A 15,593-nucleotide genomic window follows, 5' to 3' on the forward strand; every position below is an offset into this window, starting at 1 on the left:
ATTATCTCCCCCGATTTTTGTCTCGATCGCCAAGCAATCGGATGAGTTCTTCCGGACGATCGGTCTGAATGCCGTCCACTCCGCGTTCGAGAAGCGGCTGCCACGTTTCCGGTCCGCCGTCGTCGCAAAAAACCAGCGCGCCCGATGCATGGCATTTTTTGACAAACGTCCGGGAGCAATGTTTCCAAGTCGTGGCGACAATCCGCGGTTTCACGGTGGACAGTAGTCCGGAAAGAAACATTTCGGGGCCGGGATCGGGCATTGCGATGCAATCCGGACATTCCGAGTGCAGCAGCGGCGCCATGCTTCCCCCAATGTACCAGACCATTTCATGTTCCATTCCGCGCGCCTTCACGATCCGGGCCAGCTCCGGGATCGGCGCATTCTTGAGATCGAGGTAAATGCCTATCCGGCCCTTGCAGAGTTCCAGAATTTCCTCCAAGGTGGGGATGCGCGCTTCCTTCCACTGCGGCCCCACCCGGCTACCAATGTCCATTGCCCGCAATTGTTCCAGGGTAAACGAGGCCACAGGACCTTCCGCATCTTTTGTGTAGGCGTTTACCTCGCCGTTATGAATACTGACAAAATGGCCGTCTTTGGTTGTTCGAACGTCAATTTCGACGAAGTCCGCGCCTATCTCGATTGCCTTTTTATAGGCCGGCAGGGTATTTTCCGGAATGCCGTCATGGACTCCGCGGTGGGCAATAACATACACGCCCCCCTGTTTGGGCGGCTTCAAGGGCAACGCCTCGTTGCCGGCCGCCAGCATCGCCCATGCCATGCAGCCGATCAGCGCCATCAAGCACATGTTTGCCACCTCCCTGTGGAAACCATTCTTGCCGCCGCGCCTTCCGATGTCAAACGCGGCGTCAAGAGTCGCTCCACCCGAAAAAGGGCGGCTTCTCTTGCGCCTATTCGGTAATGCCCAAGCCTTGTCCATCGGCAAGAGAGTTATTCTTCCTGCATTTCCTCCGTAGCGCTTGCAAAGCAATCGCCGCAAGCAGAATAAACAATAGCATCAGCGTCTTGGGTGTTGCAGCCGGAAGGCTTCCCAGGGGAAAGACATTAATATAGACAGGCTCCGACTCATAGACGGATTTACTGTCGTCGCTCATTCGGCATACATACCAACCTGTGTCGTCCTCGGTCAGGGACTCAATATGCAAGGTTGCATCGGTATGGCCGGAAAGAGTCACGCCGTTTCGATACCATTGATAGGTCGCGGATCCAACCGGCAAAGGACCATCGTAGATCAACGTCAGGGAGTCGCCCGCTTCCTTCCAGTTGCCGCCCCGAACCGTGCCCGCCTTGGAAACGAGCGTGGCCGCCACAAGATACGATGCCGTCTGAATGGCGCAAACGGGCGCACTGGCCGCTGCGCGCAGCGCTCCGCAGGCCTCCGTGACACGAAGCAATTGCTGCCATGTGTTCTCATTTGTTTTCCATGAATATAAACGCGTTATTCCCGTCGTCCAGTTGGTGACGCCGCCCACAAGCCAACGCCCAAAATCAGGCGATTCCAGCACAATGCTTTCATCCCCGGTTTGCGGGCCAACAAACATAAACCCACTTTCCAGATTATACTGTGAAAAACCGGGCGTTCCCGTTGCATTCGACGACCAGAGCGAAAGACGTGGCGCATTTTCGATGCCTCCAGAAGAAACGGCAACCAGTCCGGGGAATTGTTCCGCGGGGGTTTCCATCAACTCCATTTGATTCCATGAATCGCCGCTTTTCCTGTTTAGGAGAAGAGCAATTTTGCCGCCTGTTTTGTGAACGGCAATCACGGAAATTTCGGGCGAGATACAGAGGACCGCAAACGGCCGGTCATAGGGTTCCAGCGCAAGCCGATTGCCCAGCAGTTCATGCGGATCCGACACGGATGTCAATGTGACGGCGCTGCCATCCAGAACGCCGTCCCTGTCCATATCGCGTCCCATTCCCGGATTGACGGCCATCCGCGCCACGGCATCGCAAAGCCGTGCGCCATGATTGTGGAAATAACCGGGTAAATAGAACTCCCCAGTCTTCGGTTCGTTACCCAGAGACACATGTTGCACGAAAGGCGTGCCCCAAAACCCCCGGAAATCCGCATCCGGGGAATTCCATGTCACCCGAGCAAGGACAGGTTGTCCGCCCCCAAGTCCGACAATGGCATAGAACCGGGAATTCTTTTTTGCCGACAGGAAAACGATCCGGCCCGATGGGTCTATGAGTATCTGATCCAACGCGGCTTCGGGCACGTCGAAACGCCAATAAGGCCATACGTCCGCGGCCGTGCGTCCAATGATCCAGACTCGAACAAGGTGAGGAGGCGTCAGCGCCGTATCGGTCACTACAAAGAAATCTCCACGCGGCCCCACGCCCGCCAACAGAGAATCCATCAGATTGAAGCCGGATTCCTGCATCGCCTGCCATGAGAACCGTTCGATGACGCCTTCTTGTATGACTTCTCCCTCGCCTTGCACAGGCGAAGACAGGAGATCGAGGCGGCCTTCCAACGTAAACGGTTGCCAGCCAAGGCCTTGAGCAGGTCGAATCGTCACAAGGGAAGGAATCCAATCCCACATTGTCCCTTCGGTTTGATCCAGTTTCACGAATTTGCCTTGGATGCCCGCATGGGTAGTCAATAACGCCGAAACACCCACCTCCAACAACGTAAAGAACTCGCCCTGTTCCGGGACGGCGTCGCCGTCATCCCGCCAACAGGACAATAAAAGCAACTCATCCCCATCAATGCGGCCATCGCGATTTTCATCAAAAACCGCCAGCCGTTCAAACCCATCACGATACCCCCCGACGGTTCCAATCAAATGTTCCGCGGTTATAATGGGCGGAAAAGCGGCCGCCGGCGCAGCAACCAGAATCCCGAAATTCGGAGGAAGCCATTCCGTCAAATCGTCAAATCCATCCCCATCCATGTCGAAAAAGGCCGTGTGCGCGGTATCGAATGAATGCGGATGCGGCTGAAACTGGCTGGATTCCCCTACGCCATCCAAATCCAACACCAACGGACTTGTATAAATACCGTTGCCTAGTTCGGCTCTTGCCCCGGAAAGCAGCATGTCCAGCGCCTCGCTTTGCGGCGTTGTGCGGTACAATAATTGGCGCCCGTTAAAACTAAACGATCCGTATGCGGGCAGTTGGCCCCGGCCGCCCAGTAAGCCGCTCAATTTGACGAAGCCCGGTTCTGCGGCCGCCGGAAACTTGGCCGTCTGTGCAGCCATTCCCGCAAGCGGTTCGAATAGTGCGGGCGGCAGCGACTGGGCGCTGTGTTCCAATAGCAATTGCAGATCCTGTGCATGCGTGGCCGGCATGTTGGAAAAATCCAACGCCACCGCCAAAGACGTCACCATCCATATAACAGCAATAAATACAGTTCTCATGGCTCTCTCCTTTTTTCAGGCAACGATTGGAAAATCCCAACTTCACGCAAGAGAATTATACCATAAAGAACGTAAAGTAGACATCAATGTCCATTTTTATTTTCACTTGGGCCGGGCAGGCCGGCTCCTACCGGTAACGCCCAAGGTCCGCGTAGGCCGCGAACAGCGCACGGACATTCTCTGCGGGCGTGTCCGCCTGGATATTGTGGGTCGTGCACAGGATCTCGCCGTCGCCGCGTCCGAACGTGCGCAATCGATGTCGAGGACCGGGGCAATCGCGCAAACGGCGGGATGCGCAGGATTGAGCGGGACAACGAAAAACGTCGGGAATGCTTGGCGCACAAGGGGCCGTTCGTATTATCCCCCGTTGAACGAAAAACACACGCGGATGGAAGGTCGTCTGAAATGCAAGGGTATCCGCTGACTTTGCGTGCATCGCCGTCCGATTTCTTGACACGTTGAAGCGGGGCCGATACAATCACATGAATGGTCTGAACGGATGGGGAGTTGGCCATGAGACGCTTTGAATTCAGCACGTTTCAGGTGGACGACGGCAATCGCGCCGCGTTTGAATTATGCCATGCCGTTTCGGAACTCCAGCCCGTTTCGCCGTTGCCGGTCGTGATTGTGTCGGAACCGGGACGCGGCAAGACCCATTTGTTGTACGCCATCGTAAACGCCTTGCGGGAACGGTCTCCGCGCACGGCGCTGGCGTATATCACCGCGCGCGAATTTCCGGACAAGGCGCGCGCGCTTATCGAGGATCCGACTCCGCTCGAACGCGCCGCGTCGGCTGTCCTGCTGGTGGATCAACTGGAGCGATTCACGGAACGTCTTGTTGACCTTGAAGCGATTGTACGGGCCTTTCTGGATCGCGGCCATTACGTGTTGCTGGCCAGTTGCCTGCCGCCCAACCGTTTGCCGCATTTTCCTCCCGGCCTGCGAAACATGCTGGAGAAAGGGCAGATTGTTTCAATCGGCAATTTGCGGACGCCAACGCCGGCCGCCAAAAGCCCGGAAAACATGCGAATTGTTTCGCCGCCGCAAGATGAAATCCAGCGGTTGCGCGAGGAACTGGCGCGCCTGGAACAAAAAGCCGCCGCGCTCCCTTCCACAACGGAACTCGAGCGCCAGATTGAACGTGAACGCGCCCGCACCAAGGATTTGCAGGAACAGGTCGAATCACAGCGGGCCGCCGAGGAGGAACTGGCACAGCAACTCGGACGCGCCCAGGAGGAACTCCGAACCGTACGCCGCGATCTCGACAAGGCCCGGGAAGAAGCAGGCCGGGTTGCCGCGCTCGAGGATGAAGTGAAGCGCCTCTCGGATCATGCCGCCCATCTGCAATCCGAACAGGAGGCCAACGAGCGGGTGAGGGCGGCCCTCATGGCCCAATTGGCCGAAAAATCGGCCGTCGCCGAGGAATTGCACACCGCCCAAGTGCAGTGCCGAATCATGAGCGAGGAACACGCGGCGGCGGACGCCGATTGGACTCGACGGGCCGAGGCATTGCTGGCCGCCATCGAAGCGTGCAGGGCGCGTTTTTCGATTACCGTCGAAACCGCCGGAGAACGCATCGAACAACTGGAAAAGCGCCTGAATGAAGGCGCCTGACGCAAAGAAACGCGGAACTCCGCCGATCTCGGTTTCCGGAAACGGTTTCCGCCCCAACCAATCATTGCACGAGAGGAGTTTTGATGGAATCGTTTGAAGACCGAGTTATCGGCCTTTTCGATACCTTGCACCCCTTGGACCGAATCGCCCGCGCGGGCTATGTCGTGCGGGGCGTCGCCCACCCCGAATCGGTGGCCGCGCATAGTCATTTCGTGTCGGTCCTGACATTGCTGTTCGTCGAGGAATATCCCGGCATGTTTGATCGCGACAAGGCGCTTGCCATGGCCCTGATCCACGACCTCGCCGAGGCAAAACTGATGGATATTCCCATGCCCTATGCCGACGCATACCTGCACGAGGCAAAAGACATCGCCGAACAAGCCATCTTCGAGGAAATGTTCACGGGTTTCCCCGAAAAATTCACCCGATATCACCGCGAATTGCTCGATGCCCATACACCCGAAGCCCGGCTGGTCCGCGGACTCGACAAGGCGCAAATGATGCTCAAGGTGCTCTTTTACGAACGGGAACGCAGCGGTTATCTTGAGGAATTCTGGACGGGTCCCGCCAATTTCCGCGATTACGGCATCGAACCCGTGTCACGGCTTTTCAATGCTATATGCACCCAAGCCGGACGCGACAGGCCGCGTTGAATCCGCTTTTTGGGAAAGATCAACAAAATTCACTACCAATCCGGTGTTTTTCTTGATATACTCCCCTCCCTGAAAAAACAAGAGGAGAAAACACATGTCCGAAGACATCAAAAGCACGCACATTACCTGGCATCATGGCGCGGTAACAAGGGCGGATCGCGAACGTTTGAATGGCCACAAAGGCGCCGTCGTGTGGTTCACCGGACTCTCCGGATCGGGCAAGTCAACGATTGCCCATGCGGTCGAGGAAGCCCTGTTCGAACGCGGCTGCCGATCCTATGTTTTGGATGGTGACAATATCCGGCATGGCCTCAACAAAAACTTGGGGTTCTCACCGGAAGACCGGACCGAAAATATCCGCCGCATCGGTGAAGTGGCCAACCTATTTGTCCAGGCTGGCATAATTGCGCTCACCGCTTTTATCTCACCGTACCGTGCCGACCGCGATGCGGCGCGCAAAGTCGCTGGAAGCGATTTCATTGAAGTGTATGTAAAATGCGACATTGATGTATGTGAATCGCGCGATACAAAAGGCCTCTACAAGAAAGCGCGGGCGGGCGAGGTTAAGGAATTTACCGGTATTTCGGCGCCTTATGAAGAACCGTTGAACCCCGAATTGGTCGTGGACACGTCCCAAGAATCGCTGGAAGAAAGCACGAAAAAAGTCATGGCGTGTCTTGTCGAGCGCGGCGTCATACCGGCATAAATCGGGCGAGCGTCGGCTATGGACTTGGAAGAACCCTTGTTGTCTGCCTATGGCGAGGAATCGGCTGTTCCCTCGCCTGTAAACCGTATGATGACGGCGTTCGCGGCGGATTTTCGCGAGGACAAAGACATCAATCTCGGCGTCGGATACGTCAACGAACGCACGATCCCCGGCGACCGCATCCAGGAGGCGATGGCGCAGGTCCTCTCCCATCCCAAGCGATACCGCTTCGCGTTGAACTACGGAGGATCGCAGGGATCGCAAAACCTGATTGACGCATTGCGTGCTTTTTACGTGCGAAACCGCATTGCCGGACTGACCGAAGCGGTGCTCGACCGAAACCGCATTCTGATCGGGGCGAACGGCGCAACGAGCATTCTCAATGCCTTGGCCGACGTAATCCGTCCCGGCATCGTCGTCACGACGGACCCGATGTACTACATCTACTGCAACGCGCTCGAACGCAAGGGATTCACCGTTGTTACCGTTCCCGAAGACGACGAGGGCATGGACGTCGAACGGCTGGAAGCGCTGCTGGCTTCGCCGGATTTTCCGAAGGAAGCCATTTCGTTCTTCTACGTCGTGACGGTGAACAATCCGAGTTGCACGGTGCTGAGCAACCGGCGGCGCAAGGCGCTTGTCAAGATGGTGACGCGCCTGTCGCACGAATTGAAACGCAAGGCGCCGCTTGTGCTCGATGGCGCCTACGAGTTTCTTGTGCATGATCCGTCGGTCGAAACGCCGCAAAGCGCCCTGCCCTACGATGAACTCGGCATTGTTTGCGAACTGGGCACCTTGTCGAAGATTCTCGCGCCGGCGTTGCGGATCGGCTACCTGATCGGCGCGGACGGACCGCTGTTTCGCGCGCTGGTCCAGCAGACCAGCGATGTCGGGTTCAGCGCGCCGCTCATCAACCAGGAAATCGCGAGTTACCTGATCGAACACGACGTGCTCAAACAGCGCGACCGGGTGAACGCCGGTTACCGCGAGAAGGCCCTGCGCGTCGCCGAGGCCATCGAGCATCATCTCGGCGACGCGGTGGAACACCGTTGCGGCGGGCAGGGGGGCTTTTACTTCTACTTGACCTTCAAGGGCACCGAAACGACAGAGTCTTCCCGGTTCTTCCACATCTTGTCGCGCACGACCGGCGATCCGGCCATTGACGGCCCCCCGGACGACCGCCATCCCCGCGTCGTGTATATCCCCGGCGAGCATTGCGTCCATCCGAAAGGCCCGATGGCCGAAACCGGCCGCCGCCAACTCCGCATCTCCTACGGCTTCGAGGAGACGGAACGCATCGTCCAGGCCATCGCCCTCATGCGGGAAGCGTTATGACGTGCGTCAATCGGGCTTGGAGAATCAATTGAACGCGGACGCCATACGGGCCATTGTCTTCGATTACGGCAATACGCTGGTGGAATTCGGCCGGCGGCAGATTGGCGCGTGCGACGCGGCCATCGCGGAAGCCTTGGAACGGCTGTTCGGCCCGTTGGATCGCGAGGCGTTGCGGGCGCTACGCGATCGCGACCGGCTGGCGCCCTATGCGGGCGATCCCCCTTCGTATCGAGAGAACGACCTGCGTGTTATTACACCGAACATGGTTCGCGCACTGTACGGGCGCGAGGCCACCAAAGCCGAAGTGGACGAGATCATTCGTGTCCGTCTTGAGGCGTTCATCGAGACCACCGAAGCTTCGGATGGCGTACGGGCCTTGCTGGCGCGGTTGCACGCGAAACGACGGCTGGGGCTGTTGTCGAATTATCCTGACGGCCATGCGATCCGGCGCAGTCTCGAGAAGACCGGGCTCGCACCGCATTTCGACGCGGTGGTCGTTTCGGGCGATATCGGCTACGCCAAACCGCATCCGTTGCCGTTCACAACGATACTGGACCAACTGGCGCTTTCGCCGGAACAGGTGTTGTTCGTGGGCGACAACTGGCTGGCGGACATTCAGGGCGCCAAGCGCGCGGGCCTGCCGGTGGTCCACAGCGTTCAGTGGACGCCTTACGAAACCTTTGATCGGAATCCGGGCGATTTCGAGCCGGACGCCGTCCTCTCGCGAATAGAAGATATCGAAACGGTGTTCACCTAAATACATGGCTTGTCGCGATGGATGAAGTTTTTGGAAGCGGACAAGCAGGATGGAATCGGCATGCCCGAACATTGCCCACATTTCGGTGACTGCGGCGGCTGCAAGATGCAGGAGGTGCCGTATGCCGAGCAACTGTCGCACAAGGCGGCATTGCTGGCCGCGTTGTTCAACGCCCACTGGCCGCATCCGATTCCCGTCGAACCCTCACCGACAATCTGGCATTACCGCAACAAAGTTGATTTCAGTTTTGGGCGCAAGTTCTATCCCGAACCGCCACCCAAGGATTTTGATCGCGAATCCGTCCTTGGATTCAAAACAAAAAACCGCTGGTACCGGCCGTTGGACGTCGAGGAATGCCGCATCGCGCCGGAAGGTATGGGACCGTTGCTGGACGGCGTTCGGCGCTGGATGCTTGAACAGGGTCTGCATGCCTACGACACACGCAACAAGAAAGGCTTTCTGCGCGCCCTGCTTGTTCGCGAGGCAAAACGCACGTCCGAGCGCATGGTCGTACTGATTACGGCGGACGGCGACTTCGACCGGTCCTCGTTTGTCGAGGCCGTGCGCGCAGTCTATCCGGCCAAGAGCATTCAGCGGGGCATATTCCGCGGCCTTGCCGATGTCGCGACGGCCGAGGAAGTCGAGGTTTTGTATGGTCCCGAAACCATCGAAGACTGCTTGTGCATTCGCGACGGCGACGCCCTGCGGCCGATTCTTTTCCGCATATCCCCCTTCAGTTTTTTTCAAACGAACACGTTCGGCGCCGAACGTCTTTATGCGCGGATTCGCCAATGGGTAAAGGACATCAACCCGGACACGTTATACGATTTGTATGGCGGCATGGGCGGTATTGCCTTCGCCTGCGCGGACTTGGTCGGGCACATCGTGTCGGTCGAGTCCGTCGCGTCCGCCACACAAGACGGGATTTACAATGCCAAACGCAACGGCATCGAAAATGTGACGTTTTTCACGGATACCGTCGAGCGGTACTTGAAGAATTTGCGGGAAGGCGATGGTTTCCCGCCGGACAGCGCCGTCGTCATTGATCCGCCTAGGTCCGGCCTGCATCCAAAGGCTCTTCGGCATCTCATGCAGTACCGTCCTGAAAATCTGCTCTATATTTCATGTAAGCCACAAGTTCTTGCCATGGAAATGCCCGTGCTGCTGGAAGCCTATACGCTCGACGATTTGCGTGCGGTAGACTTGTTCCCGCACACCGAACACGTGGAGGCGCTGGCCGCGTTCACCCGCAAGGACTGACTGCCGAAAACGCGCCGAACAGTTCCGCCAGCGCCCCGAATATCGTTGCCAACACTCCGGCGACCAGTTGTAGAATTCCTTCGCCGAAAAACTCGAAATACAGTGCCAACATGCCCATTGCATGATCCTCCCACACCCAAGGTGTTTGGCCTTCATTTCATGGAATCATACCGCCGGCGCGGGCCGAGGTTACGCGCGTTTGGGCAACGGCGGGGTTGTTCGATGACGGCGCGTAACGTACAATGGCTGAAAAAATCGAGGGATACGGCCTTTTCTCCGATTGGCAAACACAAGGAAGTACGACATGGCAAATACACGCAAGACGGTGCATGTGGTCAGTAATTCACATTGGGATCGCGAATGGTGTTACCCGTTCGAGGAGACGCGGCTACTGCTTCTCGATTTCATGGACGGGCTGCTCGACCTGCTCGATACCGACCCCGACTTTCATTCGTTCACGATGGATTCTCAGACGATGTGCGTGGCGGACTACCTCGAATGGCGGCCTGAAAAGCGCGCCACGGTCGAGAAACACGTCCGTTCGGGGCGCCTAATCATCGGTCCGTGGTATTCGTTGCCTGAGGAGTACATCGTCAATGGCGAATCGCTCGTGCGCAACCTCGTTGTGGGCCATCGGATCGCGGCGTCGCTGGGCAAGGTTTGCAAGATGGGCTACACGCCGTTCAGTTACGGCCAGACTTCGCAGATGCCGCAAATCTACAACGGCTTCGGCATAGACACAATCATCTTCTACCGCGGCATCAACACGCCGCACAGCGAATTCATTCTCGAAGGCCCGGACGGCTCGCGGCTGCTCGGCATGCGTTTCGGCTGCATGAGCCGGTTCAGCTACTACATCTACGTGTACCGCGTGCTCCGCTACGGCAGCGACGACGTGTTCGCACGCTACGACTGGGACCGCGGTTCGGCGCCCATGCGGCTTGCGTCGGAGCGCTATCCGCGCGAGCACTACTACGTCCTCGATTCGGAAAAGAAGCAATGGAACGACGCGCCGATCCGCGAGCAACTGCTCAAACTTGTGCGCGACGAATCCGAGCATTTCACGACGAGCCACATCTGCTGCATGCAGGGCTTCGATTCGTCGAATCCGGATCCGATGGAGAGCGAAATTATAAAACTGTGCCGGAAACTTCTGCCGGAACACGACATCAAGCTGTCGAATCTCGAAGACTACATGAACGCCATGCGCAAGGAGGTGAAAAATCCGACCGTCTTGACCGGCGAGAGCCGCAATCCGGGTTCCGTTGGGAAATGGACGCATTTGTGCGGCGATGTCATCAGCGCGCGCATCCGCCTCAAGCAGGGCAACAACCGAGCGGAAACCGCGGTCCAGCGCAAGGCCGAGCCGTGGAGCGCGATCGGTTCGATGGTCGGCGGCGAATACCTCAAGACCGCGCTCGACCATGCGTGGAAATACATCCTCGACAATCACCCGCACGACACCATCACGGGCGCCGGTATCGATCAGATGGAGAAGGACAGCCTGTTCCGTTATGATCAGGCGGCAATCATCGGCGACAGCCTCGCCCGGCGCGGCATGCAGGCTGTTCAGATTCAAATCGACAACTCGGACTTGTCGCCGAAAGACTCGGTGCTGACCGTGTTCAATCCGTGCCCGTTCCCGTGGGGCGGCGTCGTGTCATGTTACATTGACATGCCCGACGGCATGGGCTACGAGGCCTTCAGCATCCGCACGCCCGATGGGAAAGAAATCAAGCGCGTACAACTCAAGGAACAGTCGGAACCGGGCATCCTTGTGCGGAACTTGCAGGATATCTCGATCGAACTTCGCGCAAAGCGCGTACTATGCCACATCGAAGTGGATGCAATACCCGCGTATGGCTACAAAACGTATCACATCGTCCGCGAAGACCGATTCGGTTATTTCCCCGGCACGCTGGCCCCCGAAACGAACGTCCTCGAAAACGAGCATCTGCGGGTCGCATTCAACAGCGACGGCACGTTCGACCTCACGCACAAGTCGAGCAGGCATACGTTCCACAACCTGCATTACATCGAGGATTCCGGCGAGACCGGCCACTCGTGGGTGCACATGGAACCGGACGACAATCGCATCATCACGTCGCACGGCGCGCCGGTGTTCATTGCGCTCGAAGAAGCCGGGCCGCTCGTCGCGCGGATGCGCGTGTCGTACCACATGCGCGTGCCCGTCGGGATTCTTGATGAAATGACCGGCGACTTCCGCGAGGCCGAGATGAACCATACGCGACGTCGCGACGAATACCGCGAGATCGTTGTGAAAAGCCGGTTCACGTTGCGCGCGGGCGCGAAACGGCTCGACGTCGAAACGGAACTCGAAAACACGTGCCGCAACCATCGGATGCGCGTTGTGTTTCCCACGCGGCTCGCTGCCGATACCACCGAATCCGAGGCGGGCTTCGACGTGATTTCACGCGACATCCATGTCAAGAAAACCAGCCCGTATTATGGACGCCCGAATCCGCAGTATCCCATGCACCGATTCGTGGACCTTCATGACAAAAAGATGGGATTCGCCATCCTGAACAATTGTGGCATGCGCGAGTACGAGGTCGCGGACACGAAAGACCGCCCGCTCGCGATTACACTTTTCCGCGCGTTCACCTACCGCAACTGCCCGATCTTCGGGCGTTATGAAGTGTACCCGGAGATGGAACTCGCGCAGTGCCCTGGCCGCATGCAATGGAGTTACTCGATATACCCGCATACGGGCGACTGGACGAACGGCGTGTTCGAGCAGGCCGAGCAGTTGAATCTCCCGCTCGAACCGGCCCAATGCGGCCCGCACAAGGGAAAGCTGCCCAAAAGCATGAGTTTCTTTGCGCTCGAAGGTGCGGGGCTCCAACTCGCCGCGTTCAAACGCCACGAGGATCGCCCGGACAGTTTTACCGTCCGTATCTTCAATCCGTCCGGCAAAACCATCAACGGCGCGTTGCGACTCTTCAAGCCCTTCAAGAAGGCGTGGCTCACGAACCTCAACGAAGAACGCGAATCCCCGTTGAAACCTGAAGGCGCAACCATCAAACTCCGCGTGCCGAAAAAGAAGATCGTGACCATAGAATTTACGCTGTAGGCAATTTCACCGCGAAGAACACGAGGAACACGAAGAGAATCCGGTACCGTCGAACGAATGTGAAAGACGATGCGCATGCTTCATCTTCTGTTTCTTCTCTTTGTGCCCTTCGTGGTGAGAAAGTATGAGATGGAGGAAATATGCCATACCCCCAATTCGATCGCAGCAAACTGAACATCAAGCCGCTCAGCGCGCGCAAGGACAAGGTGTACATCGAGCGCGACCACGTGCCGGTGGACGCCGAGCCCGCGGCGTTGTCCGATAGCGCGCAGGCGGTCATTGATGAGACTGTCAAGCGTTTGAAGGCCGCCAAGGCGACCGGCAAATCGCGCATGCTGACCTTCGGCGCACATGCCATCAAGAACGGGTTGGCGCCCGTGATGATCAAGCTGATCGAAGACGGCTGGTTCACGCATCTCGCCACGAACGGCGCCGGGATCATCCACGACTGGGAGTTTGCGTTTCAGGGTCATTCGAGCGAAGACGTGCGCGAAAACGTCTCGCGCGGCGAATTCGGCGTCTGGCAGGAAACCGGCTACAACCTCAACCTTGCGATCATCGCCGGAGCGTTCCGCGGCATGGGATACGGAGAATCCGTCGGGGCCTTTGTCGAAAACGAAGGAATTGACATCCCGTCCATCAAATGCCTGAAAGAGCAGATCGGTTTTGCGCTCGAACGCGAGGAATTCGATTTCATTGCCGCCGCGTCCGACTTGCTCGATGCCATTATCAAACGGCGAGTTTCGCCCGGCTGGCACACTGTCCCGCACCCGTTCAAGCAATACGGGTTGCAGGCGGCGGCATATCGCCTAAAGGTACCCTTCACAAGCCATCCAATGATCGGCCACGACATCATCTACGTCCATCCGATGAACAAATGCGCCGCGATCGGCCGCGCCGCCGAACGCGATTTCCTCGCCTTCGCGCAAAGTGTCTCGAACCTAGACGGTGGCGTGTACGTCTCGATCGGCAGCGCCGTCATGTCGCCCATGATCTTTGAAAAATCCCTGTCTATGTCCCAAAACCTCGCCATCCAGCAAGGCCGCCACATCGACAACCACTTCATGGTCATCGTGGATCTTCAGGAATCCCACTGGGATTGGACAAAAGGCGAACCGCCGATGGACAACCCCGACTACTACCTCCGCTACAACAAGAGCTTCAACCGCATGGGCGGCCAGATGCGGTATGTGACCGCGGACAACCGAGACTTCCTGCTGGCGCTGGTACGGGCGCTAGATGCACAATAAGAGAAGTACTGGTACGATATCGAAACCCGGCAGTAAACTCAGGGTGAGTTTTTGCAGGGAACCGACAGCGCACGGAAATGAGGTACCCGAAGATGCTGACGAAGTTGCTACTCCGGAACTTCAAACGATTCGATGACGTTGAAATCGAACTTGGGAAATCCGTCGTCTTCATCGGCCCAAATAACTCCGGCAAGACCACGGCGCTTCAAGCCTTGGCGCTATGGGAAATCGGCCTTCGCCGCTGGAACGAGAAACGGATGGGGAAGACCTCGCCTGAGAAACGCCCCGGCGTGACCATTAACCGCCGAGATCTGATTTCCTTGCCTATACCGGACGCCCATCTTCTCTGGCGCGATTTGCATGTGCGCAACGTTATTCGCACGAAAGATTCAAGACAAACCACTCAATCCGTCTGCATAGACATTCTAGTCGAAGGCGTCACAGCAGGCGCGCCCTGGGTGTGCGGTCTCGAGTTCGATTTTGCCAATGACGAGTCGTTCTACTGTCGCCCATTGCGGAAGGATCCCGGCGGCACTACCAGGATGCCTATTCCAGAAGATGCCGGGCAAGTTCGCGTTGCATTTCTTCCACCTATGTCCGGATTGGCCGCCGTGGAACCCAAGTGGGAGCAGGGAAGAATCAATGTGCTCACCGGTGAAGGGCAAACGGCCCAAGTCTTGCGGAATCTTTGCTATCGAATCTTCACCGGAGAACAGAACGATCAACCGCCGGCAGGGGATGCGGTGTTCGGGAGCGACGCGCCCCAGAACTGGAACTCTTTGTGCTCGCACATCGATAGGCTGTTCGGAGTCCAATTGCTCTCCCCGGAGTACCTCGTAGAGCGTGGTGAGATTACCATGAGCTACCGGGAACGAGGCAAAACGTTCGATCTCTCATCCTCCGGTCGCGGACTGCAACAAACTCTCTTGTTATTGGCGTACCTTTATGCCAATCCCAATACGGTCCTACTACTCGATGAACCCGACGCCCATCTTGAAATTATCAGGCAACGGCAAATCTACAGCCTGTTAACCGATATTGCCGAACAGCAAGGATCGCAAGTCATCGTGGCGAGCCACTCGGAAGTCATACTTAACGAAGCCGCCGATCGCGATATCGTGGTTGCCTTTCTCGGAAGGCCCCATCGAATCGACGATAGAGGTTCGCAATTGCTCAAGTCGCTAAAGGAGTTGGGCTTCGAACAGTATTACCAAGCGGAGCAGAAGGGTTGGGTGCTCTACCTTGAGGGTTCAACGGACCTTGAAATCCTTCGATCTCTCGCGGACAAGCTGAACCATCCGGCCAAGAAGGAACTTGAAGATCCTTTTGTCTGTTACATCGGTGGAAACCAGCCAGCCAAAGCGCGCAATCACTTCAACGGATTGCGCGAAGCCAAGGGCGACCTTCTGGGAATTGCCCTCTTTGATCGTCTCGATAGGGAACTCGGTACGGGTACCAGCCTGACAGAGATGATGTGGAAACGTCACTCTTGTCCAAATTAGCTTTCTGAAACGAGCGTCTTGACGCACCCTCCTGTG

The 15,593-nt window shown here is 57.3% G+C and carries 12 protein-coding genes; 9 read left to right on the forward strand and 3 right to left on the reverse strand.

What is annotated here, in order from left to right:
- Position 1 precedes the first annotated feature (1 nt).
- A complete protein-coding gene (locus P5540_03895) occupies positions 2-808 on the reverse strand; it encodes a glycerophosphodiester phosphodiesterase family protein (protein HRT63945.1) in 807 nt (268 codons plus the stop codon).
- A 103-nt stretch (positions 809-911) separates the two neighbouring features.
- A complete protein-coding gene (locus tag P5540_03900; protein ID HRT63946.1) occupies positions 912-3,386 on the reverse strand; it encodes a hypothetical protein in 2,475 nt (824 codons plus the stop codon).
- A 513-nt stretch (positions 3,387-3,899) separates the two neighbouring features.
- On the opposite strand from P5540_03900, the gene P5540_03905 reads away from it, so the two are divergent.
- From P5540_03905 to rlmD, 6 genes are all read left to right on the forward strand, one after another.
- A complete protein-coding gene (locus tag P5540_03905) occupies positions 3,900-5,000 on the forward strand; it encodes a DnaA/Hda family protein (protein HRT63947.1) in 1,101 nt (366 codons plus the stop codon).
- Positions 5,001-5,083: 83 nt separating this feature from the next.
- Entirely contained in the window at positions 5,084-5,653 is a 570-nt protein-coding gene (locus P5540_03910; GenBank protein ID HRT63948.1) for an HD domain-containing protein, read from the forward strand.
- A gap of 94 nt (positions 5,654-5,747) precedes the next feature.
- On the forward strand, positions 5,748-6,359 hold the full coding sequence (cysC, locus tag P5540_03915) for an adenylyl-sulfate kinase (protein HRT63949.1): 612 nt from the start codon (positions 5,748-5,750) through the stop codon (positions 6,357-6,359).
- An 18-nt stretch (positions 6,360-6,377) separates the two neighbouring features.
- On the forward strand, positions 6,378-7,694 hold the full coding sequence (locus tag P5540_03920) for a PLP-dependent aminotransferase family protein (protein ID HRT63950.1): 1,317 nt from the start codon (positions 6,378-6,380) through the stop codon (positions 7,692-7,694).
- 1 nt (position 7,695) lies between these two features.
- Positions 7,696-8,451, forward strand: coding sequence for an HAD family hydrolase (locus tag P5540_03925; GenBank protein HRT63951.1), 756 nt, complete (start codon positions 7,696-7,698; stop codon positions 8,449-8,451).
- A 21-nt stretch (positions 8,452-8,472) separates the two neighbouring features.
- The gene (gene rlmD, locus P5540_03930) at positions 8,473-9,711 is read left to right on the forward strand and encodes a 23S rRNA (uracil(1939)-C(5))-methyltransferase RlmD (protein HRT63952.1); all 1,239 of its coding nucleotides are present in this window, start codon (positions 8,473-8,475) and stop codon (positions 9,709-9,711) included.
- On the opposite strand, the gene P5540_03935 is transcribed toward rlmD, so the two are convergent.
- Positions 9,695-9,829, reverse strand: coding sequence for a hypothetical protein (locus P5540_03935; protein ID HRT63953.1), 135 nt, complete (start codon positions 9,827-9,829; stop codon positions 9,695-9,697). The two genes, rlmD and P5540_03935, sit on opposite strands and share 17 nt — an antisense overlap.
- A gap of 186 nt (positions 9,830-10,015) precedes the next feature.
- Here P5540_03935 and P5540_03940 point away from each other — a divergent pair, with 186 nt between their 5' ends.
- The 3 genes from P5540_03940 to P5540_03950 all read left to right on the forward strand — a co-directional run bounded on the left by P5540_03940 (position 10,016) and on the right by P5540_03950 (position 15,557).
- Complete coding sequence (locus tag P5540_03940) at positions 10,016-12,805, forward strand: glycoside hydrolase family 38 C-terminal domain-containing protein (GenBank protein HRT63954.1); 2,790 nt, start codon at positions 10,016-10,018, stop codon at positions 12,803-12,805.
- A gap of 140 nt (positions 12,806-12,945) precedes the next feature.
- Positions 12,946-14,055 (forward strand): hypothetical protein, encoded by a 1,110-nt coding sequence (locus P5540_03945; GenBank protein HRT63955.1) that lies wholly within the window; start codon positions 12,946-12,948, stop codon positions 14,053-14,055.
- A 92-nt stretch (positions 14,056-14,147) separates the two neighbouring features.
- Complete coding sequence (locus tag P5540_03950; GenBank protein ID HRT63956.1) at positions 14,148-15,557, forward strand: AAA family ATPase; 1,410 nt, start codon at positions 14,148-14,150, stop codon at positions 15,555-15,557.
- Positions 15,558-15,593: the final 36 nt, after the last annotated feature.

The organism is Candidatus Hydrogenedentota bacterium (assembly GCA_035450225.1).
Classification (GTDB): domain Bacteria; phylum Hydrogenedentota; class Hydrogenedentia; order Hydrogenedentales; family SLHB01; genus DSVR01.

Bases quoted from the DNA above. Each gene is read 5' to 3' on its own strand.
- P5540_03910 (HRT63948.1), top strand. From the start codon at position 5,084: ATGGAATCGTTTGAAGACCGAGTTATCGGCCTTTTCGATACCTTGCAC.
- P5540_03905 (HRT63947.1), top strand. From the start codon at position 3,900: ATGAGACGCTTTGAATTCAGCACGTTTCAGGTGGACGACGGCAATCGC.
- P5540_03940 (HRT63954.1), top strand. From the start codon at position 10,016: ATGGCAAATACACGCAAGACGGTGCATGTGGTCAGTAATTCACATTGG.
- rlmD (HRT63952.1), top strand. From the start codon at position 8,473: ATGAAGTTTTTGGAAGCGGACAAGCAGGATGGAATCGGCATGCCCGAA.
- P5540_03900 (HRT63946.1), bottom strand. From the start codon at position 3,386: ATGAGAACTGTATTTATTGCTGTTATATGGATGGTGACGTCTTTGGCG.
- cysC (HRT63949.1), top strand. From the start codon at position 5,748: ATGTCCGAAGACATCAAAAGCACGCACATTACCTGGCATCATGGCGCG.
- P5540_03945 (HRT63955.1), top strand. From the start codon at position 12,946: ATGCCATACCCCCAATTCGATCGCAGCAAACTGAACATCAAGCCGCTC.
- P5540_03935 (HRT63953.1), bottom strand. From the start codon at position 9,829: ATGGGCATGTTGGCACTGTATTTCGAGTTTTTCGGCGAAGGAATTCTA.
- P5540_03920 (HRT63950.1), top strand. From the start codon at position 6,378: ATGGACTTGGAAGAACCCTTGTTGTCTGCCTATGGCGAGGAATCGGCT.
- P5540_03950 (HRT63956.1), top strand. From the start codon at position 14,148: ATGCTGACGAAGTTGCTACTCCGGAACTTCAAACGATTCGATGACGTT.
- P5540_03895 (HRT63945.1), bottom strand. From the start codon at position 808: ATGTGCTTGATGGCGCTGATCGGCTGCATGGCATGGGCGATGCTGGCG.